Annotated in this window: 22 protein-coding genes and 1 tRNA gene; 11 read left to right on the top strand and 12 right to left on the bottom strand. The window is 63.3% G+C overall.

The genetic code is table 11. From position 1 onward, the window contains the following. Nucleotides 1–205: 205 nt before the first annotated feature. The 4 genes from ACSJJT_RS06650 to ACSJJT_RS06635 are packed head-to-tail and all read right to left on the bottom strand — an operon-like array spanning nucleotide 206 to nucleotide 3,852. Nucleotides 206–1,156, bottom strand: coding sequence for a metal ABC transporter permease (locus ACSJJT_RS06650; RefSeq protein WP_435917538.1), 951 nt, complete (start codon nucleotides 1,154–1,156; stop codon nucleotides 206–208). A gap of 1 nt (nucleotide 1,157) precedes the next feature. Then, on the bottom strand, nucleotides 1,158–2,099 hold the full coding sequence (locus ACSJJT_RS06645; RefSeq protein WP_435917537.1) for a metal ABC transporter permease: 942 nt from the start codon (nucleotides 2,097–2,099) through the stop codon (nucleotides 1,158–1,160). Beyond that, nucleotides 2,096–2,845 (bottom strand): metal ABC transporter ATP-binding protein, encoded by a 750-nt coding sequence (locus ACSJJT_RS06640; RefSeq protein ID WP_435917536.1) that lies wholly within the window; start codon nucleotides 2,843–2,845, stop codon nucleotides 2,096–2,098. The genes ACSJJT_RS06645 and ACSJJT_RS06640 overlap by 4 nt, the downstream gene beginning before the upstream one ends. Nucleotides 2,846–2,901: 56 nt before the next feature. Continuing rightward, the gene (locus ACSJJT_RS06635; RefSeq protein WP_435917535.1) at nucleotides 2,902–3,852 is read right to left on the bottom strand and encodes a metal ABC transporter substrate-binding protein; all 951 of its coding nucleotides are present in this window, start codon (nucleotides 3,850–3,852) and stop codon (nucleotides 2,902–2,904) included. 192 nt (nucleotides 3,853–4,044) lie between these two features. Between ACSJJT_RS06635 and aat the strand changes: the two genes are divergently transcribed. The 4 genes from aat to ACSJJT_RS06615 are packed head-to-tail and all read left to right on the top strand — an operon-like array spanning nucleotide 4,045 to nucleotide 8,392. After that, nucleotides 4,045–4,776 (top strand): leucyl/phenylalanyl-tRNA--protein transferase, encoded by a 732-nt coding sequence (gene aat, locus ACSJJT_RS06630; protein ID WP_435917534.1) that lies wholly within the window; start codon nucleotides 4,045–4,047, stop codon nucleotides 4,774–4,776. A 44-nt stretch (nucleotides 4,777–4,820) separates the two neighbouring features. Continuing rightward, on the top strand, nucleotides 4,821–5,750 hold the full coding sequence (gene pheA, locus ACSJJT_RS06625) for a prephenate dehydratase (protein ID WP_435917533.1): 930 nt from the start codon (nucleotides 4,821–4,823) through the stop codon (nucleotides 5,748–5,750). A gap of 45 nt (nucleotides 5,751–5,795) precedes the next feature. Next, complete coding sequence (serS, locus tag ACSJJT_RS06620; protein ID WP_435917532.1) at nucleotides 5,796–7,070, top strand: serine--tRNA ligase; 1,275 nt, start codon at nucleotides 5,796–5,798, stop codon at nucleotides 7,068–7,070. Continuing rightward, on the top strand, nucleotides 7,067–8,392 hold the full coding sequence (locus ACSJJT_RS06615) for a DUF4921 family protein (RefSeq protein WP_435917531.1): 1,326 nt from the start codon (nucleotides 7,067–7,069) through the stop codon (nucleotides 8,390–8,392). The genes serS and ACSJJT_RS06615 overlap by 4 nt, the downstream gene beginning before the upstream one ends. A gap of 45 nt (nucleotides 8,393–8,437) precedes the next feature. Here ACSJJT_RS06615 and ACSJJT_RS06610 read toward each other — a convergent pair whose 3' ends face one another. Together ACSJJT_RS06610 and ACSJJT_RS06605 are read right to left on the bottom strand one after the other, a co-directional pair. After that, complete coding sequence (locus tag ACSJJT_RS06610) at nucleotides 8,438–9,193, bottom strand: HAD family hydrolase (protein WP_435917700.1); 756 nt, start codon at nucleotides 9,191–9,193, stop codon at nucleotides 8,438–8,440. Nucleotides 9,194–9,265: 72 nt separating this feature from the next. Beyond that, the gene (locus ACSJJT_RS06605; protein WP_435917530.1) at nucleotides 9,266–9,832 is read right to left on the bottom strand and encodes a WhiB family transcriptional regulator; all 567 of its coding nucleotides are present in this window, start codon (nucleotides 9,830–9,832) and stop codon (nucleotides 9,266–9,268) included. A 358-nt stretch (nucleotides 9,833–10,190) separates the two neighbouring features. Here ACSJJT_RS06605 and ACSJJT_RS06600 point away from each other — a divergent pair, with 358 nt between their 5' ends. Continuing rightward, entirely contained in the window at nucleotides 10,191–12,338 is a 2,148-nt protein-coding gene (locus tag ACSJJT_RS06600) for a cation:proton antiporter (RefSeq protein ID WP_435917529.1), read from the top strand. A 283-nt stretch (nucleotides 12,339–12,621) separates the two neighbouring features. Here ACSJJT_RS06600 and ACSJJT_RS06595 read toward each other — a convergent pair whose 3' ends face one another. The 4 genes from ACSJJT_RS06595 to ACSJJT_RS06580 all read right to left on the bottom strand — a co-directional run bounded on the left by ACSJJT_RS06595 (nucleotide 12,622) and on the right by ACSJJT_RS06580 (nucleotide 17,348). Beyond that, the gene (locus ACSJJT_RS06595) at nucleotides 12,622–13,836 is read right to left on the bottom strand and encodes an MFS transporter (RefSeq protein WP_435917528.1); all 1,215 of its coding nucleotides are present in this window, start codon (nucleotides 13,834–13,836) and stop codon (nucleotides 12,622–12,624) included. Between the two features lie 98 nt (nucleotides 13,837–13,934). Further along, on the bottom strand, nucleotides 13,935–14,426 hold the full coding sequence (locus ACSJJT_RS06590; RefSeq protein ID WP_435917527.1) for a DUF4282 domain-containing protein: 492 nt from the start codon (nucleotides 14,424–14,426) through the stop codon (nucleotides 13,935–13,937). Nucleotides 14,427–14,556: 130 nt separating this feature from the next. Further along, nucleotides 14,557–15,984 carry an argininosuccinate synthase gene (gene argG, locus ACSJJT_RS06585; RefSeq protein WP_435917526.1) on the bottom strand — a complete coding sequence of 476 codons (1,428 nt, stop codon included), beginning with the start codon at nucleotides 15,982–15,984 and terminating at the stop codon, nucleotides 14,557–14,559. Nucleotides 15,985–16,346: 362 nt separating this feature from the next. Next, the gene (locus ACSJJT_RS06580; RefSeq protein ID WP_435917525.1) at nucleotides 16,347–17,348 is read right to left on the bottom strand and encodes an NAD(P)H-quinone oxidoreductase; all 1,002 of its coding nucleotides are present in this window, start codon (nucleotides 17,346–17,348) and stop codon (nucleotides 16,347–16,349) included. A 141-nt stretch (nucleotides 17,349–17,489) separates the two neighbouring features. On the opposite strand from ACSJJT_RS06580, the gene ACSJJT_RS06575 reads away from it, so the two are divergent. The 4 genes from ACSJJT_RS06575 to ACSJJT_RS06560 all read left to right on the top strand — a co-directional run bounded on the left by ACSJJT_RS06575 (nucleotide 17,490) and on the right by ACSJJT_RS06560 (nucleotide 19,953). Continuing rightward, nucleotides 17,490–18,143 carry a hypothetical protein gene (locus ACSJJT_RS06575; RefSeq protein WP_435917524.1) on the top strand — a complete coding sequence of 218 codons (654 nt, stop codon included), beginning with the start codon at nucleotides 17,490–17,492 and terminating at the stop codon, nucleotides 18,141–18,143. 398 nt (nucleotides 18,144–18,541) lie between these two features. Continuing rightward, nucleotides 18,542–19,009, top strand: coding sequence for a hypothetical protein (locus tag ACSJJT_RS06570; RefSeq protein ID WP_435917699.1), 468 nt, complete (start codon nucleotides 18,542–18,544; stop codon nucleotides 19,007–19,009). A 297-nt stretch (nucleotides 19,010–19,306) separates the two neighbouring features. Further along, nucleotides 19,307–19,392: transfer RNA gene (locus ACSJJT_RS06565), tRNA-Ser, on the top strand. A 69-nt stretch (nucleotides 19,393–19,461) separates the two neighbouring features. Next, a complete protein-coding gene (locus ACSJJT_RS06560) occupies nucleotides 19,462–19,953 on the top strand; it encodes a hypothetical protein (RefSeq protein ID WP_435917698.1) in 492 nt (163 codons plus the stop codon). A 254-nt stretch (nucleotides 19,954–20,207) separates the two neighbouring features. Here the strand turns inward: ACSJJT_RS06560 and ACSJJT_RS06555 are convergent, their stop codons facing one another. Next, nucleotides 20,208–20,426 (bottom strand): hypothetical protein, encoded by a 219-nt coding sequence (locus ACSJJT_RS06555; protein ID WP_435917697.1) that lies wholly within the window; start codon nucleotides 20,424–20,426, stop codon nucleotides 20,208–20,210. A 64-nt stretch (nucleotides 20,427–20,490) separates the two neighbouring features. Continuing rightward, nucleotides 20,491–22,200, bottom strand: coding sequence for a sodium:solute symporter family protein (locus tag ACSJJT_RS06550; protein WP_435917523.1), 1,710 nt, complete (start codon nucleotides 22,198–22,200; stop codon nucleotides 20,491–20,493). Between the two features lie 226 nt (nucleotides 22,201–22,426). Between ACSJJT_RS06550 and galK the strand changes: the two genes are divergently transcribed. Next, nucleotides 22,427–23,662, top strand: a complete 1,236-nt coding sequence (gene galK, locus ACSJJT_RS06545) for a galactokinase (protein WP_435917522.1) — start codon at nucleotides 22,427–22,429, stop codon at nucleotides 23,660–23,662. A 136-nt stretch (nucleotides 23,663–23,798) separates the two neighbouring features. Beyond that, on the top strand, nucleotides 23,799–24,776 hold the full coding sequence (locus tag ACSJJT_RS06540) for a LacI family DNA-binding transcriptional regulator (RefSeq protein WP_435917696.1): 978 nt from the start codon (nucleotides 23,799–23,801) through the stop codon (nucleotides 24,774–24,776). Nucleotides 24,777–24,842: the final 66 nt, after the last annotated feature.

Genomic DNA, 24,842 nt, shown 5'->3' with positions numbered 1-24,842 from the left:
AGTTGTCCACAGGGTTATCCACCAACTGGGGACAACTCACACAGATGTAATTCGGTCAGTGTGGTTCGTAATCTGCTCTGCCTCCAGATGCGAAAAATGTCAGCCGAGGTGGGGGAGGCAACACGGGAGTGCCTTCCCCCGACCTCAGCTGACAAGAATCGCCGGACACCGCATCCAGGCAACCGACGATGACCGTCAGCTGCCGTCAGGACAGCGCAGCGTCGGTGATGGTCTTGGTGGACACTGTCGGACCGCCGTGGGGAACAACCTCGGTCTGGGGTGGTTCCTTGGCGAGGGAACGCTGTCGAATGCGCGTTGCGATGTTCGTACCGGCCAGCACAGCCAGGAACACCACACCGGAGACTGCCGACATCATGGACGAGGTTGCCAGGTCCCAGGTCTTTGCCAGCTCGAACCCGACAATGGCCGAAACCACCGCCACGACGACGGTCCACCCCACCATCCGGCGTAGGGTCTTCGCCATCAGGAGGGCAGTGGCCGGCGGAGCGATCATGAGTGCGACGACGAGGATGGATCCGACCGCCTCGAAACACACCACCACCGTCAGGGCGATGAGGCACATGAGGATTCCGTTGGACAGCCGGACCGGCAGGCCCATGGTGCGAGCCAGCTGCGGGTCAAAGGTCGCCACCGCAAGCACCCTTCGCATCGCGAAGAGGACGATCGCGGTGATGACACACACCACGATCTCCTTCCACATCGTGATGGGGCCGATGTCGATCGTCCCGAACACGATGTGGTTCACCGACAATGCCTGCAGGTTGATGTTACCGGCGAGAATCGTCGATTCATCGATGTGAACCTCAGTCAGCACCGTCGACAACAGGATGACACCGATGGAGAACAGCACCGGGAAGATCAACCCCTGGTTTGCGTCGCCGGTGACCAGTCCGGTTCGGGCCAGCCACTCGGCCCCGATGACGACGACCAACCCCATGAGCGTGGCGATGACAACCAGCAGTGGCGAGTTCAACGAGCCCGACAGCAGCGCCCCGATGGCGATACCCGGCAGCACCGCGTGGGACATCGCGTCGACGAGCATCGACTGGTGGCGCAGCACAAGGAAGATCCCGGGCACTGAGCAGGTGACAGCCGTGACGATGGCCAGGAGCAGGATGGAAGTGATGAGTGGCATGTCAGTTCTCCTCTGCCTGTGCTGCCAGTGCGCGACGCCGTGACACCCAGATCTGGGTCAATGACCGGTGCGGGGAGAAGAGCATGGAGAAGGCGAACACGACGAACAACACGACGACGATGACCGGCCCGGTCGGCACCCGGCCCATGCACACGGCCAGGTAGGAACCGGCGGCTCCGCACAGCGCTCCCAAGATCGCGGCGAGGATGATCATGGTGTGCATGTGGCGTACCCACAGCCGGGCGGCGGCAGCCGGCATGATGGCCAAGGCGATCATGAGTACCAGTCCCACGGTCTTGACCCCGATGACGATGGCCGTCGTCGTTACCAGGAACAGAATCGTCGACACGGTACGCCCGGAGTATCCGGACATCGTTGCGAAGACCGGGTCGAAGATGAAAAGTGTCAGCCCACGCCAGGTGAGGGTCGCCACCCCGACCGCGATGAGCCCGAAGACGAGGATGACGATGTTGTCCTCGGTCGTCAGAGTGGCGGCGTTACCGAAGAGGTAGGTGTTGATTCCCTGACGGTTGGGCAGGGTGGACTGGGCGATGATGCGCAGCCCGACCATGCCACCGCCGTAAAAGAGTGCCAGGCAAATGGCCATCGCTGCGTCGATACTCACCCGCGAGTGGGCGCTGATGACGTTGGCCAGCAGGGCCGCGAGCGCCGACGAGATGACGGCACCGATCGTCAAGGTGACCATGGAGCGACCGTTGACGTTGAACACCGCGGCCGCCACGATGAAGGCCCCGACGACCCCTGCGATGGCGGAGTGCCCGATGACGTCGGCCAACAGGGACTGTTTCCGCTGGTACAGCAGACACCCCAGCCCGCCGGAGAACAGTCCGATGAGGACCGTGCCGATGAGCATCGTCCGGTAGGTGTAGCTGCCGAAGAACTCCGAGGCGGGGACGATCTCGGCAAGAACGAGGTCGCTCATCGTGCCCCCGTGAAGATGTCGTCGCTGATGCCGTAGGCAGTGTGGACGGTCTCGGTGGTGAAAGCCTCGGCAAGGGGCCCGAAGGAGACGACCTTCCCCTCTGCCAGCAGGCACGCCCAGGTACAGATGCTGGCCACACTGGCGAGGTTGTGATGGACGATGACGAGGGTTTTGCCCTCCGAGACGAGTATGTCAAGAACGGACATCAGGGTGCGCTCGCTGGCCGCGTCGACGCCGGCGAAGGGCTCGTCCATGAAGAAGAAGTCGGGGCGCTGGGCCAGGATCCGCGCCATGAAGGTCCGCTGTTTCTGTCCACCGGAGAGTTCAGTGATATGCCGGTCGGCGTACTTCGCAATGCCGACGGTCTCCAGCGACTCCCGGACGATCTGCTTCTCCGCAGCTCCGGGGCGCTTGAACCACCCAAGTCTGCCAAAGGTTCCCTGAGCCACGACATCTCCGACAGTCGCCGGGTAGTCCCAGTCGACGTCAGCGGCTTGTGGCATGTACCCGATGCGGTGACGTATCTGGTTGAGGGGTTTGCCGAAAATCTGGACTGACCCGGTGAGGGTGGGGATGAGCCCGAGAGTGGCTTTCATGAGGGTGGACTTGCCAGCCCCATTGGGGCCAAGGAGGGCCAGGGCCTCACCCGTGGGCAAGCTGAGGCTGGCGTGGGACACGGCGATGGTGTCCTGGTACGCGACGGTGAGGTCGTCAACCTCGAGGGCTGCTGGTTCGGGGGAGGACATGGGCTTCTCCTTGCAGACAGGTGCCGCCCACGTGGTCATGGGCGGCACTGTTCCGCTCACTTGAGGGCGTTGGTGATGGTTTCCGCGTTGTACTGGAAGACGCCCAGGTAGGTGTCGACCGGGGCGGCCTCGCCGAGCGAGTCGGCGTACAGCGGCTTGTCGGACACGGTCACGGATCCACCCTTGGCGGCGACGGCCTCCTTGAGGTGCTTGATGGCTTCAGGGTTCTTGAGGTTGTCCTGGAAGATGGTCTTGATCTTCTTGTCGGCAATGAGCTTGGCGAGGTCGTCCAGCTGAGCCGCGCTCATCTCGGACTCCGAAGAGACGAAGTCGGTGGCGTGGATCTCGATGCCGTAGGTCTTGCCGAGATAGTTGAAGGCGTCGTGACCGGTGATGAGGATGCGATGACCCTTGGGGATCTGGTTGAAGAGTTCGCCCGCCTTCTTCTTCTCCTCATCGATCTTCTTGTTGTAGGCCTCGCCGTTCTTCTCGTAGGTGTCGGCGTTGGCCTTGTCGATCTCACCCAGCTTCTTGGCGGTGGCGGTCACGACGTGCTTCCAGTTGTCGGGGGAGTTCCACACGTGAGGATCGTGGCCCTCGACCTTGCCGTCCTCCTCCCAGGGGAGCAGATCGGACTCGGGGATGGATTCAGCGGCGGGGACCTGCTTGGCCTTGAGCTTGTCGAAGTGGTCCATCATGTGGTGTTCCATGTCATGGCCGGTCCATACCACGACGTCGGCCTTCTCGATGGCCTCGATGTCACCGGTGGACAGTTCTTGGGTGTGGGGGTCGCCGCCGGGCTTGACGAGCACCTTGACCTTGGCGTCAGGGGCGATGTTGTGGACGGCGTCTCCGAGGTATCCGGTGGAGGCAACGACGTTGAGAACCTTCTTGCCGGAATCACCGGATTCAGGATTGGACTTCTCGGTGGAACAGCCGCCGATGCCGGCAGTCATGGTCAATGCTGCGACGACGGCAGCCGCTGATCGAAGGATGGAGGACTTCATGAGCCTGGCTCCTAGGTGGTGTGAGGTGTGTGCCCGTGCGGTCACATGAGCAATCGAGACCATAGCAAAGGTGAGCCTTACCTAATGTGAGGGGGTGGGGATTTCGCACCTCCCCGCTCCAGATACCTCTCGCACTCGATGTCGCTGTGAGGGTGGACAATGGACCGGCAGTGTCAACAGGAGGCCAGGTCAGTGACGGTTCCAGAACTTTTCGGAGACCCGGATCAATGGCCTGACGAGGATCTCATCGCGATCACGGGAGCTCTCAGCCCTCACCTGGTGTTGGCGGCGCTCCACGAGGGCGTCTTTCCCATGCCCATCACTGATGACGAGGTACCCCCGGAGTTCCAGGGCGCGACGGCGTGGTGGTCTCCCATGCGCCGAGGTATCCTGCTGCCCGGTCATCTCAAGGTCGCTCGCAGCCTGCGCAAGTCGACCAAGCACCAGACAACCACCGTCGACCGCGCCTTTGATGAGGTCATCGCACGATGCGCTGACCCGAATCGCCCCTACGCCTGGATTGATGACCACGTCATCGAGGCGTATGGCTACCTCCATGAGCGAGGCTGGGCTCATTCGGTGGAAACCTGGGACGACACGGGTCGTCTCGTGGGCGGGCTCTACGGCGTCAGTGTGAGCGGATTGTTCAGCGGGGAATCGATGTTCCATGACCCTCAACATGGGCGCGACGCCTCCAAGACGGCGTTGCTGAGGCTGGTGTGTGAACTCGGGTCGGGATTGTTGGACGTGCAGTGGAGCACCCCACACCTGGCACGTCTCGGCGTCACTGAGGTCGACCGGGCGGAATACCTCAATCTCCTCGATGACGCCCTGGATCGTCCGGCTCCGCACTGGACGAGCCCCGATGATCCGGCGTGGAACGGCGTCCAGCTCCTTGATCGGCTGCGCGAAATGCCCGTCTGATGGAGTCGGGGTCACTGTGGTGATCTCGCGGATAGTCTGACCGCGTGTACGGATACTTCGGCCCCGCAGGCACTTTCACCCATCAGGCCCTCAAGACCCTCGGCCATGTCGATGCACGCCCCTATGCGACGGTTGGCGCCGCATTGCAAGGAGTCGTCGACGGTGACGTCGAGGCATCGTTGGTCCCCATCGAAAATTCCGTCGAGGGCGGGGTGAGCGCGACCCTGGACACCCTCGCCACTCTGGGCGGTGTGCACATTGTTCGTGAGGTCGTCATCCCGGTGCAATTCAATCTTTACGTTCGACCCGGGACGACGCTGTCATCGATCCGCCACGTCCTGACCCACCCCCATGCCGCGAACCAGTGCCGGGACTGGCTTGCTGCCAACCTCCCGAAGCACGTTGACGTCACCCAGGGCGGGTCGACTGCCGCCGCAGCGAAGGAGGTGTCGGACCCACAGTCCCGTTATGATGCTGCAGTCTGCGCCGAAGTTGCGGGAACGATGTATGGATTGACAGCTGTGGCACAGGCAATTGCGGACAATCCGAATGCTGTCACGAGATTCATCTTGGTCGCGAGAAGTGGCCAGATGAGTGCTCGCACAGGGGACGACCGCACGACTGTTGTCGTCGTTCCCCCAAGCGATCACCCGGGTGCCTTGTTGGAAATCCTGCAGCAGTTCTCCTTCCGCAAAATCAATCTGTCGAGAATTGAATCGAGGCCGACCAAGGACCGTCTCGGTGAGTACTGCTTCTCCATTGACGCCATCGGTCACGTCGCGGACGAAAGGATGGCTGCTGCGCTCAAGGGGTTGTACCGGATCAGCCGTCAGGTGATCTTCCTCGGATCCTATCCAAACGGTTCCACAAGGGGGCTTGCGTCTCCGGAGGGTCCTGATGTCATCCGCGGCTTCAGCGACGAGGACTACGTGGCTGCGGAGAAGTGGTTCCAAGGGGTCATCGGGAAATCGTGACGTACGCATCGTCCTCGCAGGCTCCCGACCGGTAGGATCGGCCACATGATCGATCCCAAGCTCCTGCGAACGGATCCGGATTCCGTTCGCCGCTCCCAGATCGCCCGCGATGAGGATCCCTCGGTCGTCGACGAGATCATCGCTGCTGATGAGGCTCGTCGTGAGGCCATTGCCGCCCACGAGAACCTGCGCGCTGAACAGAAGGGGCTGGGCAAGCGCATCGCCAAGGCGTCCGGCGACGAGAAGGCCGAGTTGCTGGCTCGCACCAAGTCGATTGCCAGTGAGGTCTCCGATCTCAAGAAGGCCGCTGACGAGGCTGACGCCCAGTTCGTCGAGCTCGCCAAGACCCTTGGCAACATCGTCATCGATGGCGTTCCCGCTGGTGGCGAGGATGAGGGAGTCATCAAGGAGACCGTCGGCACCCCACGTGACTTCGCCGCGGAGGGCTTCGTACCCAAGGATCATCTCGAGATCGGCGAGGCCCTTGGCGCGATCGACATGGAGCGCGGTACCAAGATTTCCGGCTCCCGCTTCTACGTCCTCACCGGCGTCGGCGCCCAGCTGGAGTTCGCCTTGCTGAACCTGGCGATGTCGAAGGCAGCGCAGTGGGGATTCACCCCGATGATCCCGCCGGCTCTCGTCAAGCCCTCGGCAATGGAGGGAACCGGATTCCTCGGCCAGGCCGCTGACGACGTCTACTACCTGCCCAAGGACGACCAGTACTTGGTGGGCACCTCCGAGGTTGCCCTGGCTGCGTTCCACTCCGACGAGATCCTCGCCGACGCCGAGCTGCCGAAGCGCTACGTCGCTTTCTCCCCGTGCTACCGACGCGAGGCCGGCTCCTATGGCAAGGACACCCGCGGTATCTTCCGCGTCCACTGGTTCGACAAGGTCGAGATGTTCGTCTACTGCCTGCCCGAGGAGGCCGAGGGCTGGCACGAGAAGCTGCTGAGCTTCGAGAAGGACTTCATCTCGGCGCTGGAGATCCCGTTCCAGGTGCTCGACGTCGCCTCCGGTGATCTGGGCCTTTCGGCCGCTCGCAAGTACGACTGCTACGGCTGGCTGCCGACCCAGAGTCGTTACCGCGAGATCACCTCGACCTCGAACTGCACGACCTTCCAGGCACGTCGTCTCTCCATCCGTCACCGCGGACCTGACGGGGTCGAACCGCTGGCCACCCTCAATGGCACCCTGTGCGCGATGACCCGCATCATCATCATGCTGCTGGAGAATCACCAGCAGGCTGACGGTTCGGTGCGTGTGCCCGAGGCGCTGCGTCCCCACCTCGGTGGTCGCGAGTTCATCGAGCCGTCGATGTGAGTGACGAGCCGTACTACTGGGAACTGCCCGACGGCACCATCAAGCAGGTCAACCCGTTCACGGGTACGAAGGTGTGGACGATTCCTGGCCGCGGCGCCCGTCCGCTGGGTGAACCAGCCGCGCAGACTCGGGAGCTGACCGAGCGCGATCGTCGCGCGACCTGCGCCTTCTGCCCGGACAACCTGCTGGCGACCCCTCCGGAGAAGACCCGGTTGGTGAAGCGTGACGGCGGGCGGGTGCGGGGCCACGACCTCGTGCGTCGCGTCCCGGCGGACCAGCTCGACGCCACCATCGCGGAGTTCCGACGGATACCCAACTTGTTCGAGATCTTGTCGTGGCAGTACTGGCAGATCAACTGGGGGATGGACCTCCCGCGTGCCTCGCGCGACTGGCAGGAGGAATACCTGTCAAACCCGGCGGGGGAGGCCCATGTCCGGTCGGTTCTCAACGCCAAGTTCAAGGCGGTTGGGGCGGACAAGCGCGGTGAGGACCTCGACCCGAAGGAGTTGCGGGAGGCCTCTGCGGCCTTTTTCGCCGGTGGGCACGACGTCATCGTCGCCAGACGGCACTACACCGACGACGCGACGACGACGGCCGATGTTGCCGGATCGGCAAGCCTGACCGTTGACGAGCACCGGGCGTTCATGGCCCTGACCGTCGACTCGATGATCCAGCTGCACCGACACAACAAGCACGTCCGCTATGTGGTGGCCTTCCAGAACTGGCTCAAGCCGGCCGGGGCGTCGTTCGATCATCTGCACAAGCAGCTGGTGGCCATTGACGAGGTGGGAGCCGACAACGAGTCGGTGCTGTCCAAGGCCGTCCTCGACCCGGGCATTTTCAATCGCTGGGGGCCTGATTTCGCGGTCGAGCACGGTCTGGTGCTGGCCCGCAACGAGGGCGCTGTCATGATGGTTGGTTTTGGCCACAGATACCCTTCGGTCGAGGTGTGGTCGACGGGCCGCGCTGACCAGCCGTGGCGTGTCGACGACGACGGGATTGACGCCATGTCGGACCTGTTGCACGCCGCCCACGTCGCCGTCAGCGATGATGTGCCGGCCAATGAGGAGTGGCATTACCGTCCGATGAGGACCGGAGTGCCGGTGCCGTGGCGGATCATCCTCAAGTTGCGCATCTCGACCTTGGCCGGGTTCGAGGGCGGGACGAAGATCTACGTCAACACCATCTCCCCGACGACTCTGACCGCGATGCTGCTGCCGAAGCTCTTCGAGGCCCGGGCGGCAGGGCGTATCGCCCCGATGGACCTCGGGGCGGAGTGTCGCATTGAACCGGGTGTGTTGCGGGCAGGGCAGGTCGACTGAGGCCGGTTCCCGGCTATCGGGGGCAGCCAGGCGGAGTGACCGGTCTCAGAACCAGCGTCCCAGCTCGACTGCGGTGCCGCCGTCGGCAAAGCAGGGGGCGACGTCGTCAGCAATGGCCTTGACGGAGTCGGGGGCGTCGCCGACGGCCACTCCACGTCCAGCCCACTGCAACATCTCGACATCGTTGTTGCCGTCGCCGATGGCCAGCACGTCCTTGGGATCGATGCCCTTGATACGGCACAGGGTGTCAAGGGCAGAGGCCTTCGTCACGCCCTCCGGAGTGATGTCGAGCCAGGCCGACCAGCCGATGACGTAGGAGACGCTGTGCAGGTCGAGGCTGTGGGCCAGGTCGCGGAAGGAGTCGGCATAACCGTTCGGGTCGCGGATGATGACGCGCGGGGCCGGACGGGAGCGCAACTCGTCAATGGTCTCGATGTGGAGTTCGCCCTGCAGCTCCCCGGCGGGGAAGAGCTGGTTGAGGCGGTAACCGACGCCGACATCCTCAACCGCGATGAGCGCTTGCGGGTAGACGTCCATGACGTGATCGATGATGGGTCGCGGATCAAAGGTGACTTGGGACTCGACCTTGACGGGGGACATCGTCGCGGTGACGGCTCCGTTGGACACCACCACATGCCCTCCCTGCAGGCCGAGAGCCTCATGGACGGGGATGGCTCCGAAGAGCCCTCGCCCGGTCGCCAGGACGACAGGGACGTCGATCTTGGCGACCGCCATACGGATTGAGTCCGGGAGTTCGCCCTCAAAATCGACGAGGGTCCCGTCGATGTCGAGGGCCACCATACGAGGATTGAATGTCATGTCAGCCAGACTGCCACCGTGTGATGGTCATGCGGTGAACAGGACGTGACTTTCTCAGGCAGCCAGCCGTGCGCGGCTCGGGTGCGGGCGTCCGGTCACCGACTCGTACGCAGCGGCCAGGCTGGTCGTCTTGACTTTCGCAGGAGCCTTGCGGCGCGGGACCGACGAGGTGTCGCGAGCCCGACGCAGGTGACGCTTCACGGTGGACAGCGAGCAGCCGAGACGGTCTGCGATGAAGCTCAGCGGTTGGTTGGGGTGAGTCCGACGGAGCCTGACGACCTCCTGGGTGGACACCTGGTGCCCGCGACCGATGGCTCCGGCCAAGGACTCGAAGTCGTCGGGACGAACCCGGACCCCCAGGCAGGAGCGAATACGGGAGCGCTGACGCGGGGTTGTGCCAGCAGCGAATCCAGCGACGTCGTGGTCGAGGATGGCGTTCTCAAGGCACTGTTCGAAGAGAGGGCAGGCGGAGCAGGCAGCTCGAGCGCGGGCCTGCAGAGCGCGCTCCAGACGCTGTTCGTCGGGTGTGGCGGCAGTGCTGTCACCCTCGAGCAGGGGGTGCTGGAAGACCGCTCTGAGGCTGGCGCAGGACGGGAGGGTGCAATCGTTCGTCCGATTCACGATGACTCCTTTCCAATGGGCCGAGGCGGCGTGTTTCAACGTCAACTGGCTGTGATGGTACAAGTGCTTTTCAGAGAATGACTTGACATTGACAGTGACCAAATCGGACGTCCAAAAAGCCTGGTCAGGCGGATGTTCACGTACTCATTTCAGGGTTTTGGCTGCTGGGGCAGATCACAGAGGTGATTTTCGGAACAGTCAGATCTGTACTTTTGGACAGCCCGTCATCAGTCCATTCGACTTTCGTATACGCCGCTGCGGCGTGTCAGGGCCCACCGGCACCCGGTCCCCGTGCTTCCTCGCGTGGGAAAACCGGCACTGCGCCGGTTAGAGTGCCCCGGTGGATGCAGCAACATATATGGCACTCGTACTCGCGCTTGCGGTCGGTGCCCAGTGGCTCGGATGGCGTTTACGCCTACCCGCGCTGCTGTTCCTCCTGGTGATCGGTTTCGTACTCGGACAGTGGGTTACTCCCGATGAGATCTTCGGAAGGCAGCTCCTGTTTGACGGTGTCAACCTCTCAGTGGCAATCATCCTCTTCGAAGGGTCACTTGGGCTCAAGCTTCGCGAAGTTCGTGACCTGGGACGGCCGATTTTTCGGTTGTGCACCGTCACCGTGGGGATTGCGTGGGCTCTCATCACCCTGGCTGCGATGGCTTTGGGGTTCGACGGTCGTGTTTCCCTGCTGTTGGGCGCGATCCTCATCGTCACCGGCCCGACGGTCATCAACCCGATCCTGCGTCAGTTGAGGCCCACCCGACGGGTGAGCGCCCTGCTGAGGTGGGAGGGCATCGTCGTCGATCCGCTGGGCGCGATCCTCGCCCTGTTGGTCTACCAGGCCATCAGCAGCATCGATGGGTCCTCGATCGGACAAAGCGTGCTGGACCTGGGGCTCACTCTGGTGGTTGGGCTATTGTTCGCGGCGCCGATCGGGTGGGTCGTCACGGCCATGATGAGGCGTCATCTCATCCCGGACTTCCTGCAGGGCGTGATCTTTGTCGGGGTCGCGGTCGGTACCTGCGTCGGGGCGAACTTCCTACGTGAGGAGTCCGGGCTGGTCGCCGTGACGATGCTGGGCATCTACCTGGCAAACCAGCGCAACCTCGAGCTCGAGCCCGTCATCGAGTTCAAGGAGCACCTGCAGGTGCTGCTCGTCGGGGTGTTGTTCATCATGCTGGCCGGACGAGTGACGCCCTCCCAGATCGTCGACATCCTGCCGATAGGCCTGATCTTCGTCGCCCTGCTCGTACTGGTGATCCGGCCCGCGTCGGTGATGCTGGGACTGATGAGGACCGAGACGACTCGCCAGGAGCGCATCCTGATGGCTTTCATGGCCCCACGAGGAATCGTGGCGGCATCGGTGACGTCAATCTTCGCCATGGAGTTCAGCGAGTCCGCCAGCAACGTCCGGAAGGAGGCCACGGAGCTTGCCAGCTCCGATCCTCAGCGGGCCAAGCAGCTGGTCTCCATCGCCGACCAGATCGCGGGGATGGCGAGCCAGGTCGACCGACTCGTGCCGCTGGTGTTCCTCGTCATCGTCTGCACGGTGGCCATCTACGGCCTGGGCATCGGCAGGCTCGCCGAGAGGCTGGGGCTGGCGTCGGCAAGTCCGCGCGGCGTGATGTTCGCGGGGTCACCGGCCTGGAGCATCGACACGGCGAGGACCTTGCGTGACCTGGACGTTCCCACCCTCATCGTCACCCGGCGTGCTTACGACCTCTACGCGGCCCGGAAAGCAGGACTCAGGTGCGAGGCGGCGGACTTCCTGTCCGAGTACGCGACTGAGGACATGGACCTCGCGGGTATCGCGTCGATGGTGGCGTGTACTCCTGACGACGACACGAACTCCATCGCATCGGTGCATTATCGGCGTGCGTTGGGGCGGGCGAATGTGTTCCAGCTCGAGCGCCTGGATGAGGGCGACGCCGAGGACGCGACCACCGGTGCCGCGCAGATTCTCAAGGCGAGGACGGCCTTCGACCCGCCGACAACCCACTCGGCGATGGACAAGATGTGGCGCAGCGGCAAGAGGGTGCGTCGGGTCGAGCTGGATGAGAATCGGACTTGGGAACAGTTCCGCCAAGCCTTGCCCGAGGCAGTCGTGATGTTTGTCGTCAAGCCGTCGGCGGTGAGTGTCGCGAACATCGACATGAGTGACCCGAAGGACGGCGACACCATCATTTACCTGGGCGATGAGTGGAAGGATGCTCCGGAACCTGCACCTGTCGAGGATGAGGAACCGAAGCGTCAGACGATGTCGGTTCCGTCCTCGGAGGAGGCAGTCCGGGACCGCATCGACGCCGATCGCAAGGCGGCAGCGGAGAAAGCGGCTTCTGCAGGATCTGACGGGTTCGGTCCATCTGGTGCGACCCCGGGCCACGCGGAAAGGGCTGGGCTCGGGCCAACTGTCGATGTGCGTGATGAGGAACCCGTACGGCCCCATGCCGAAGAGTTGAGTCCGGGAAGACCGTCGCCCATGTCGGCGGACTCGCCGAGCGAGTGGTGAGGGAGAAGGGCCTGAGGGGGTTGTGTCGCTCTTGGGCCCTTCTCCGTGGTGGGACCTGTCGTCCCCCTGCCCGCTCCACCGACTCCGTTTAGCCCCTCTTCCTTTCCCCTTCTCCCTCTTCCCGCCCTTCCGTTCCCCGCCCCGTGGTCATTCCGGTCGCTTGTGGGGCTGGCGCCCTCTGTTGTGGCAGCGGGGTAGCCCGCTTGCAGGATCACCACGATGGTTCGGGGTGACAGTGATCGGGAAACAGGGGGGTGGGCCTGTCGGACAGGCGGATCAGCGATTACGCGGTCTGGCGTCTCGTCACCACCTTGGCCGTCGTCCACACGAGGGCTCCGATGATGGCGCTGGTGATGCCAGCGACGAGGAATCCCCATTGCCACCCGTGAGAGTCCATGATGGCGCCAATCAACGGAGCTGCCATGGCCGTACCACCGTTGAGACACGATCCCTGCCATCCGATGATGGTTCCTCGAGAATCCGCCGGCACCAGGTCGGTCAAGGCATCGACGGAAGAGGTGATCGTCGGGGCGCAGAACACGCCACCCACGAACAGCAGGATGGCGGTCGACCCAGGGCCGCTGGACATCGAGGGCAGCGCGGTCGTCGCACCAAGGAAGAAGAGGAGAAGCGCCGTGGACGCCCCTCGGGGCAGGGCGCCATACATGACGCCACCGATCGCTGACCCGAAACCAGAGGCTGCGAGCACCCATCCGATCGTCTCGGGACGGCCCATTGACCTCATCGCTGCGACGGTCGTCAGCTCCATCCCGCCCAGGCAGAAGCCGGCTGCGATGACGGCGAACAGGATGGACGCCGACCGGGGGGACAGCCACGCCATTGTCCGGTCGTGAGGGGCCTGAACGACCGGTGCCGCCGACGCTGGGGTCCGTGCGGCGGGCGGCACCGGATCGACCTTGGTCGGCTCCGTGGTCGCTGGGTTGAGGATCATGAGCCCCGCAGCGCCGATGGCAGCGATGAACCCACACGCGGTAATGGTGATCCGGGTTCCGATGGTCGTCGCTGCAATGATGGCGACCGTCGGACCGATCATGTAGCAAATCTCCACGGTCACCGAGTCCAGCGACAGCGCGGCGCGGCGTCGGGATGTTGGTACGGCGGCCATCAGGACCTGGCGTGGGATGGTGAAGATCGGGTAGTTCCACAGGCCACCGATGGCACAGAGCGCGAGGAGTGGGAAATATCCCATCCAAGGCGACAATCCCCAAGCGATCGTCGTAATGACCAGGGAAGGGAGCATCGTTCGCCGCAGTCCTTTGCGGTCAACCATGCTGCCGCGCCACGGCCCGGAAATCATCGTTGCGATGGTGACAACGGTCGTCACGGCTCCGGCCCGTACGTAGTCCAGGTGCAGTGAGCTGACAACGTGGACACTCATGACGATTCCGAGGCTGAAAATCGAAATCCGGATGAGAGCCGACAAGAGGAGGGTCGTCCACACCTCCCGGACGGCGATGACATCCCGGTAACCGTGCATTTGAGCACTCTACAACGACCTTGCTGACTCGTGCGTCCACGATCTTGGCATGGCAAGGGCCGCACACCAGCAGTGATGTGCGGCCCGTCGGGAATGGGTCAGCGGTTCAACGTCCGGCGGAGAGCGGAGGTGTTCTCGCTGGTCTTGATGAGCGCAAGGACGAACTCGATCTGCATCCTCACGCCAATGATGAACAAGAATGCCGGGATCCATCCCAGGAGAATCGCGAACACGACGAGTACGCCGCTGCCACCGGAGCTGTCGTTAGCGGCTTCCCCGATGGCACTGCCGACGCCGCCAGCTGTGATGATCGCGCCGATCCACATCGCAACGCCGCAGATGATCGTCAGGATGTAGACGATCTTCGCGATCTTGGGCGTCACGTAGTAGTTGAAGGACATGTCGAACAGGGATCCGAAGAATCCCTTCTGGTCATTGTCAGACGGCGATGGGCTGGAGCCAGCGGGCCCATAGGGGTAAGACGGCTGATTGTTCTGTGGGTAGGGCTGTGAGGGGTAATTCGACGACTGATATGGGGAATTTCCGGTGGAGCTATTCCAGTCATTGGGCGGCGTCGTGTTGTTGCTCATGGCGATAGTGTGCCAGCTGAGGGGGGACTCTGTGCAAGAGCCCACATTCTGAATACTGGGTAACGGCTGGCGTAACTCATCCGGGCCGTCCGAGGTGACCCCGGACGGCCCGAACTCAGGAGGCCAATGATCAGTCGACACCGAATTCCATTGCGGCGGCGTCGAGAGCCTTCTGGCTGTCGTCATCGTCGTCATATCCATTGGACGCGATGGCCGCCGCGCCGCCGGACTCCAGCTGTCCGACGAGGTCGGCATGGCTGGTGAGTTGGCCCTGGTCGGAATAGAGCTCCAGCTTCTCGCGGGTGTCGGCGATGTCGAGGTTGCGCATGGTGAGCTGACCGATACGGTCGGTCGGTCCGAATGCGGCGCCCTCGACGCGCTCCATCGACAGCTTCTCGGAATGGTACGAGAAGTTCGGGCCCGTGGTGTCGAGGATGGAATAATCCCAGCCGCGACGCAGCTTGAGAGTGACCGAACCCGTGACGGCGCTGGCAACCCAGTGAGTCAGCGACTCACGGATCATGAGGGACTGCGGGTCGAGCCAGCGCCCCTCATAAAGCAGCCGCCCGAGACGACGTCCCTCGTTGTGATAAGTCGCGAGGGTGTCCTCGTTGTGAATGGCGTTGACGAGCCGCTCGTAGGCGATGTGGAGCAGGGCCATTCCTGGGGCTTCGTAGATGCCGCGGGACTTCGCCTCGATGATGCGGTTCTCGATCTGGTCACTCATGCCGAGTCCGTGGCGGCCACCGATGGCGTTGGCCTCCAGGACGAGGGCGACCTTGTTGTCGTACTCCTTGCCGTTGATGGCGACGGGCATACCCTGCTCGAAGGAGATCGTCACCTCCTCGGTGTCGATCTTGACGTCGGGGTCCCAGAACTTGACGCCCATGATGGGCTCGACGGACTCGATCGAGACGTGCAGGGACTCAAGCGTCTTGGCCTCGTGGGTGGCACCCCAGATGTTGGCGTCGGTGGAGTAGGCCTTCTCCTTGGAGTCGCGGTAGGGCAGGTCGTGGGCGGTGAGCCAGGCGCTCATCTCGTCGCGACCGCCGAGCTCGGCGACGAAGTTCTCGTCGAGCCAGGGTTTGTAGATGCGCAGCTGCGGATTGGCGAGCAGGCCGTAGCGGTAGAACCGCTCGATGTCGTTGCCCTTGTAGGTGGAACCGTCGCCCCAGATGGAGACGTCGTCAGTGTGCATGGCACGAACCAGCAGGGTTCCGGTGACGGCGCGCCCGATGGGGGTGGTGTTGAAGTAGGGTCGCCCGGCGGAGCGGACGTTGAAGGCGCCGCATGCGATGGCGCTCAGGCCCTCCTCGACGAGGGCTGCCTTGCAGTCGACGAGTCGGGAGATCTCTGCGCCGTAGTCGAGGGCGCGGCCCGGCACTGACGCGATGTCGGGCTCGTCGTACTGACCGATGTCAGCGGTGTAGGTGCACGGGATCGCGCCGTTCTCGCGCATCCACGCGACGGCTACCGAGGTGTCGAGACCTCCGGAGAATGCGATGCCGACGCGCTGGCCGACGGGAAGCTGAGTGATGACCTTGGACACGCCGTTCACTCTAGCGCATATATATGCATATACTCAAATGGATATGCGATCCAGTGGCAGTGGTGGAATTCGGGTGCTGATTGCGGGTGGTGCCACCTCAGCTGGCAGAGACCGTGGGTATGGCCCTGATAGCCATACGGGAGTGGGAGGGGGTTCCATCGGGTGGGGCAAGCGAAAGGTGCTGTAAGGGACTGCAGAAGGATTGGTCAGGAACCGGATCACCACTGTGGGGTCATGTAATGAGGGGTGGTCTGAGTCGAGGCTGGATGGTCGGCAGGCTGGTTGAGCGGGTCGTGGGAACTACATGGCCGTGCACACACAACGACCTGCCGCAGCCGAGGCTGTGACAGGTCGTTCTCCGTTGGGGAGGGTCAGAGGGTCAGCGCGACCTTCCCGAGCACTTCGCCGGATTCCAGGCGAGCGTGGGCCTTGCCGGCCTCGGGCATGGGGAAGGACTCAACGGGAGCGGGCTTGATGCTTCCGTTGCTGTAGAGCGGCCAGGCAATCTCACGGACCCGCCGGCAGATCTTGGCCTTCTCCTCCAGGGGACGTGGGCGCAGGCTGGTAGCGGTGACGAGGGCGCGCTTGATAAGGAGCTTGCCGATGTTGAGCTCTCCCTTGACGCCGCCCTGCATCCCAATGATGTCGAGACGGCCGCCGGTCGCCAGGGCGTCGACATTGAGGCCAAGATACTTGGCACCCATGACGTCGAGGATGACGTCGACGCCGCGACCATCGGTGGCTTCCTTGACGCCGGCTACCCAGTCCTCGTGGTAGTCGAGGGCGACGTCGGCGCCGAGGTTGCGGCAGAACTCCTGCTTCTCGGTGGTGCCACAGGTGGTGATGACCGTGCAACCGAGGGACTTGGCGTACTGGATGGCGAACTGTCCGATGCCGCCGGCGCCACCGTGGACGAGGAAGGTCTCGTCCTCGGACAGGCTGACGTGGTCCATGTTGGAGATGACGGTGGCCGCGACCTCGATGAGGGTTGATGCGGTGACCGGGTCGATGCCTGCAGGGATGGGGAGAAGCTGGCCGGCCGGGACGATGACGTACTCGGCATATCCGCCGCCGGCGAGCAGGGCGACGACCTCGTCGCCTTCGGACCAGCCGTCGACATCGGTGCCGAGGGAGGAGACAGTCCCGGTGACCTCGAGGCCCATGGTCTCGGAAACGCCCTTCGGCGGCGGGTAGAGGCCTTGACGCTGCAGGAGGTCGCCGCGATTGATGCCTGCTGCCTTCACCTTGACGAGGACCTCGCCGGGACCGGGTTCGGGTGTCGGAACTTCGGTCCATTCGATGCACTCGGGACCTGGACGATGGCGGCCCTTGGAGTCTGTCTTGTCAGTTGGGCGGACGGTGATCGCATGCATACGTCAAGCGTGCCACAGGGCGAGGTGGATGCCGGGTTCGGTCACATGACCCGGTGATCTTGTCCACAGGTTTTCGAGGTTGTCCACAGATTTTGGTTCCGAGGGTTCTCAACGGTTGACCAGTCCTTCAGGATTGTCGCCATGGTGATGAATGGTGAGCACGGCGGACGCTGCCGACGGCGTGTGGCGACGACAGCGGCCCTTGTCGTGGCAGTTGTGGGGACAGCTGCCTGTGGTAGAGCCGGGGGCGCTTCTGGCTCGATGGGCGGAGTGACACCGGCACCGAGTGTGGTGACGACGAGCTCGCCCGCGACTTCGAGTTCAGATGGGCCGAGGTTCGTGAAAGCGACGGCGACGCCGGTTCCGGGGACGAAGGAGGATGCGCTGTTCTTGGAGGCGAAGAAGGTTTATGAGACGTACTTGGATGAGATCTACAAGCTCGAGGTTGAGGGCGCGGGCGATTCCTTGTCGCCTGAGCTCAAGGCGATCCTGAGTGAGGATGGCGCAGACGCCACGTTCGAGGCGTATATGGAGGCGAAGAAGCGAGGGCATCGAGCCTTGCCGCTCGATCGTCCGTTCCGTGATGTCAAGGTTTCGCGAGTCGCAGACGAAAATGATTTTGATATCACAATTCTGGGGTGTGCTGATTTCTCCGATTGGAGATTTAAGGATTCGAAGGATGACAAGGTGATATCGGGTCGTATTCGAAGAGATAAGCTTTCAATGGACGATGAAGGGCATGGTCTAGTTGTGGCTGAGGCTGAGTCGGGCGAGGTCGATTCATGTCACGCGTAAAAAGCGTCTTTGCGATTTTGATCCTCTCGATTCTGTGTACTGGAACTCTTGCGTTTGCGGACGGTTCTGGTGGAGTCAGCGAGGATTCAAACCGGGGATCAATCAGCGTTAAGTACAAAGGCGGGGTCTCTCGTCGAAAGCACGGGACCCCAGGCCACAGGGACTCCGATCGCAAACGTCGTCACCCTCATGTCGACGAGCACCGTGGCCATACGTCACCAGGATCGCCTGAACCACGCAAGCGGTGGGTGAGTGACGCTTACATCGATTCAGCCATATTGTCCGCCAACCGGATACCGTATTTGCCAGGGCTCAATGTGCGTGACGGCAAGCCGAAGCCCGGTCGTCGGGCCCCACATCCGGTACCAAGGAGACTCGCTGGCCCTACGCCTGACGAGATCAATGCTTGGTCCATCGACATCGCGACGAGCATTCGATTGGCGAAACCCGTCATTGACGTTGAGCCGCGTCCCTCGGCCAACAAGTGGAACATCACGGCTGTGGGGCAGCCATTGTGGTTCCACAACCCAGGGGCTGAGCATCACACCGCGAGTGATTCCGGGCATGGAATCGTCGTCTCACTCGACGCGCAACGGGTGGAGACCGTGTACGAGACCGGTGAGAAGACCATCCGCTGCACCCACTCGACCCCGCGTCCCGCAAACGCCGATCCGCGAGCCCAGTCTCCACATTGCGGCCACATCTACCAGCACCCGGGCAATTACACCCTTCGCATGACTGAGGTCTGGAGAGTCGGGTGGCGATCGGGTGACCAGTCAGGCGAGATCGTCACGACGCGGTCGTCCTCCAAGCCGCTCAAGGTCAACGAGCTCATCGGAGTGCTGACAAAACCGGGAACGCAATGAGAGCAGGCCTGAAGGATTCGCGATTCAGACACCCGCGCCAGTGTCCCGATGGCTGGATGTCGCTGAAGGCGGGCCTACCTGGGGGCAAGTGTTCTGTGTGCAGGGGAGGAGAGGAAGGGGCACCTCTCAGGACAGACATTACGGAAGGGGGGTGCGGCGAAGATGCTGCGAGCAACCCCAGAGAACCAAGGCTCATGTCAACGACCATGCGCGGGCCCCATGTCTCGCCCTTGTGCGAGACGGTGAGTAACACCGCCGAATCATGGCTAAGATGTGACTACCGGGTTGAGCTCGGTTGGCGAGATCGCATAGTGGACGAGTGCAGCCGCCTTGAAAGCGGCCGAGGGCAACCTCCGTGGGTTCGAATCCCACTCTCGCCGCCATGAGGGTCCGCCCCTCACGCCTGACAGCCGGGGCCGAGTCCTCACAGATTAACCTTGCAGTGACGGGAGATTGGGATGGCCAAGAAGGACCTCACGGATCTTCCACCTGACGCGACCCGGCACGTCATGTCGCCGGAGCCTCCGATCCGCGGATTCATCATCGCCGGCATCATTTCGATCATTGGTGCCGTCCTCATGATCGTCAGCATCGCCAACAACTGGCATGAAGCCGTGACCATCCTCTTCATTGCCGTCCTCGCATGTGGCATTGCCCTGGCCGTCACTGCTGCCTGGTCGATGGTTCACATGAAGCTGTACGTCGATCTTGACGACGAGGGCTACCACATCCATGGTGCTGGACAGGATCGCCGCGGCACCTGGGACAAGGTCACCAAGGCAGCCCTCACGCAGTCGCGTTCCCGTCTCACGCTCTACCACGGCCACGTCGGACGCACTCACATCGTTCGTCCCGGTGTCGGGAACCCGCAGGACATGGATGACCTGGCCGTCGACGTCGCACACCGTCTCGACAACTCGCGCAGACATCGTCAAAGCCTCTGACCCCCCCATCGCGACCCAAGAAGGTCGTGGCATTCCAGAAGTAGTTCGGTATGCCGTGGCCTTCCGCATGTCCAACTCGTATGTGAGGACGGATCGGGCGCGCGGTGCATGTCGTGGACCACGATGGGGCCGGTGGCGTGTGGGAAAGCGACGGTACCGGTCAAATGATGACGTGGCCGGGCCGCGTCATCCACGGCCCGGCCACACCGCAGCACGGAGTCCAACAAGCCGGCACAGGTAGGTGCCAGCTGGTGTCAGCTCTCCTCAGACGTGCCAGCATCTGTCTTTCTGGAACCCTCCGGCACCTTGATGGGGCGAACCTTCACCCACATCAGGAACGCCGCCCCGGTGATGAGCAGGCAGATCCCGGCCCACACGTCGGCTCGAGCGTCTGTCCCCTTGACCAAACCAGTGATCGTCAGAATGACTCCGTAGAGCGCAAGCAAGTCACCGATGACGGTACGAACATCCATCGCGCGGGTGACCTTGCGACGATTGCGACGGGCCGCGGGCGTTTCGTTCGACATGACAACCTCCTCAGAAAATGATGTTGAGAACAGCGGTGATGGCAAGCACGGTTATGCCGAGCGGAACCGTGCGCCGATACCACGGCAGGCTTTTCTCTCGCGGATCGACAAGGCTCTCCTTCGGCGTCTCCGAATACACCAGACCGACGAGCTCCGCGGCCGGCTTCGGCGTCGTGAACAGCGAAATCACAACACTGACGATCATGTCGGCGAGGAATCCGACCGTGGCAGCAAGGAACGCAGTTCCCTGACCAGGCAGGGTGAACACGCCGGTCAGGCTCATGACCCACACCGTCACGGCGCTGAGAGTACCGACGACGAGCCCCGACCAACCGGCGTGAGGCGTCGACTTCTTCCAGAACATGCCGAGGATGAACGTCGCGAACAGCGGAGCGTTGAAGAACCCGAAGAGGGTTTGCAGGTAGTCCATGATGTTGGAGAAACCGGACGCCAGGAACGCAGTCCCAATCGCAATGACCGTCGCGACGACCGTGGCGATCCGGCCAACCTTGACGTAGTAGACGTCAGACTTGTCCTTGATGACGTAATGCTGCCAGATGTCCACACTGAAAACAGTGTTGAACGCCGAGATGTTCGCGGCCATACCGGCCATGAACGCCGCCAGCAGGCCCGTGATCGCGACACCTGTCAAGCCGGTCGGCAACAGGTTGCGAATGAGGAACAACACCGAGTCGTTGTACTGGACGAGGTTGCCCGACGCACCACCGGCGACCTGCTCGCCCGCCTTCATCCGAGCGATCTCCGGCACGAGAACCGCCGCCAACATCCCGGGCAGAACAGTGAGGAACGGCACCAGCATCTTCGGGAAAGCACCGATGATCGGCGTCTTGCGCGCCGACGACAGCGAGTCAGAGGCCATGGCGCGCTGAACCTCGACGAAGTTCGTCGTCCAGTAGCCGAAGGACAGCACGAATCCGAGTCCCAGGGTGATGCCGATGACCGACATCACTGGGTTGTCGAATCCCGACAGCGCCTGGCCGGGCCAGGAGTGCAGCTGCTGGGCAGCCGGAGTCACGGCGTCGGGATGGGCCTGCGCTGCAGCGGTGATCTTGTCCTTGAGCCCATTCCATCCGCCGACGCGGTGCAGACCGATGACGACCAGCGGTAGCAGGGAGGCGACGATGACGAAGAACTGCAGCACCTCGTTGTAAATGGCTGCCGACAAGCCACCAAGGCTGATGTAGGCAAGCACGATCACCGCAGCAACGATGAGGGCCACCCACAGCGGCCATCCCAGCAGAGCGTGGACGATGGTGCCCAGCAGGTAGAGGTTGATGCCTGCGATGAGCAACTGGGCGAGCGCGAACGAGATCGCGTTGACCAAGTGGGCGGCAGGCCCGAATCGTTTGAGCATGAACTCCGGCACCGAGCGCACCCCGGAGCCGTAGTAGAAGGGCATCATGACGATGCCGAGGAAGACCATCGCCGGGATGGCTCCGATCCAGAAGTAGTGCACGGTCGGGATGCCGATCTGGGCTCCATTCGCCGACATACCCATGATCTCAACGGCACCAAGGTTGGCTGACACGAATGCCAACCCCGTTACCCACCCGGGCAGGCTGCGCCCGGACAGGAAGAAGTCAAGGGAGTCGGACACCTGGTGCCTGGCGGCCAGCCCGATCCCGAGAACGAACACGAAATAGATGAGCAGGATCAGGTAGTCAACGAATCCCGCGTTGATGAGCGTCTCCAACGGCATTGTGTGGGGTGGTCCTTTCTGTTGTGCCGAGGGCGGTGACGGCGTTGTCGACATCGGCCTCTGGGGGAACCATAGACTCCCGGCGTGGCAGGGACGCCTCCGACCCGCCATTGATGAGTACGTTAACATTTTGGGTGAGCGAAGTACCCGCCGATCCGTGGCCATCGTCGTCGGCGGCGTACAGTCTTCCTCACGAACAAGGGTTTGACGGGCAAAGGAGCCACTCATGTCGCAGACAACTGACGCCCTCGCGGCGGATCCCGAGACCATCGCGATCGGCACGGCCTGGTCGACTGAGCAAGGCGCAGACCGCGCCCGCGGCCTCTTCGCTGAGCACATCGGCGACACCCCCGACGGCGTCTGGGCCGCCCCCGGTCGCATCAACGTCATCGGCGAGCACACCGACTACAACAATGGCTTCTGCCTGCCCATCGCCCTGCCTCATCGCACCTACGTCGCCGCCCGACGCCGAGACGACGACAAGGTTGTTCTCGTCTCCCAGCTTGCCGACTCCATCCTCTCCTGGAAGGGAGACCTTGACCAGATCACTCCCGGGTCCGTCAATGGCTGGCAGGCCTACACCGCTGGCGTCGCATGGGCCTTGCGCGAGGCAGGCCACGAGGTCGGTGGCTTCGAGGCTGCCCTTGTCACCTGCGTCCCGTTGGGGGCAGGGCTGTCCTCGTCGGCAGCTGTCGAGTGTGGCGTCGGGCTGGCCCTTGCGGATCTCTATGACCTCGGCCTGTCCGACTCTGACGCCGGCCGCACCGACCTCGTCAATGCCGCCCGCGCCGCGGAGAACGAGGTCGTCGGAGCTCCCACCGGAGGCCTCGACCAGACGGCATCGCTGCGCACCACCGACGGCCACGCCCTCCTCCTCGACTGCGATGACTGGTCGGTTCGCCAGGTCCCCTTCGACCTCGACGCCGCCGGCCTGGAACTCCTGGTCATCGACACCCGCGCCCCCCACCGCCTCGTCGACGGCCAGTACGAGGCACGCCGTCGTGCCTGTGAGAACGCCTCCCGCATCCTCGGCGTCGCCAGCCTGCGCGAGGTCGGCGACCTCGGCGCCGCACTGTCAGCCCTCGACGACGAGGAGATGGCCAGCCGCGTTCGTCACGTCGTCACCGAGAATGACCGCGTCACCCAATTCGTCAAGCTCGTCGACGCCGGACGCATCCGCGAGGTGGGGCCGCTCATGGACGCCTCCCACGACTCCTTGCGCGACGACTACGAGGTCACGTGCCCCGAGCTGGACACCGCCGTTGACGCAGCCCGCGCGGCCGGGGTGCTCGGCGCACGGATGACCGGTGGTGGGTTCGGTGGTTGTGCCATCGCCCTGGTCGACCGCGACGTCCGCAACGAGGCTGCCACGCAGGTCCTCAAGGCTTTCCGCGACGCAGGGTTCATACCACCTGATCTCTATGTCGTCACCCCGGGCCCTGCCGCGCTCCGGTTGCAATGATGTGGGGCATGATTCGCCAGTTGCACGCCTGTCCGACGGTAGATGCGGTGGCGAGCCGGATGCCCGCAGATGGCTCGCTGTCGTGAAGGACGTTGTGATGACCGAGCAACGGCGCCGGGGATCGTCCCGACCCTCGATGAACGATGTCGCCGCAGCTGCCGGGGTGTCCCAGCAGACCGTGTCGCGCGTCGTCAATCACTCTGATGCGGTCCGACCGCAGACCGTCGAGAAGGTCCTCAAGGCCATGGCCGGGGTGGGGTACTCGCCCAATTCTGCCGCTCGCAGCCTCCGCTCGGGACGCACGAGCGCGATTGGCGTCCTTGCCACGGATCTTTCCCGCACCGGCGAGCTGCGCACGGTGCAGGCCATCGTCGACGCCACTCGGCGTAGCGACTTCGCCGTCGTCCTGGACCGCCTCGAGTCCACCGACGACCCCCTCGGAGCCTACGGGCACGCCATGAAGCGGATGTCCGGTCGGGTCGACGGTTTCATCATCGAGGGTCTTGAGCTCGATCGACCTGACGAGCTCGAGGTACCGCCGGAGACCCCGGTCGTCATGGCTGGCTCGCCGTGCAGTCGATTCCCGACGGTCGGGTGTGACCAGGCCGCTGGAGTGCGCGCTGCTGTCGACTATCTCCTGGCCCTGGGGCACCGAACCGTCCATCACGTCAGCGGACCGAGCTACTCCCATCAGGCTGCGGTGCGCCGTCAGGCCTGGCAGGAGTGCCTGGAAGCCAACGCCTGTGTGATTCCCGACGTCATCACCGGGGACTGGACGGCGTCGTCAGGGCGTGAGGCTGCCCGCTACCTCAAGGCTGCTGGAGCGACCTCGGTGGTGGCCAGCAATGACGAGATGGCGGCGGGAATCATCATCGGTCTGCTGGACATGGGAGTCAGGGTGCCTGACGAAATGTCCGTGGTGGGATTCGACGACGTCCTGGGCAATGTGGTGTGGCCGACCATGACGACGGTGCGTCAGGACTTTGCCGCGATCGGTCAGCGTCTCGCCGAGGAACTCATGTCTCGGTTGCAGGGGCCTCGTTGCGATTCCACCTCCGAGATGGTGCCGGCTCCGCTGATCGTCCGGGGGAGTACCGCGGCCCCGCAGCACTGACCGGCGGGTCTCGCCCGCTCGCTGTCAGACGCGGGCGAGACCCGTTGTGAGCTGTACCAAAGCGCT

Source organism: Cutibacterium nasicola, assembly GCF_051303185.1.
In the GTDB taxonomy this organism is placed as follows: Bacteria; Actinomycetota; Actinomycetes; order Propionibacteriales; family Propionibacteriaceae; genus Cutibacterium.
The sequence above is the reverse complement of the archived record's forward strand: the minus strand, read 5'-3'. Positions and strand labels throughout refer to the sequence as shown.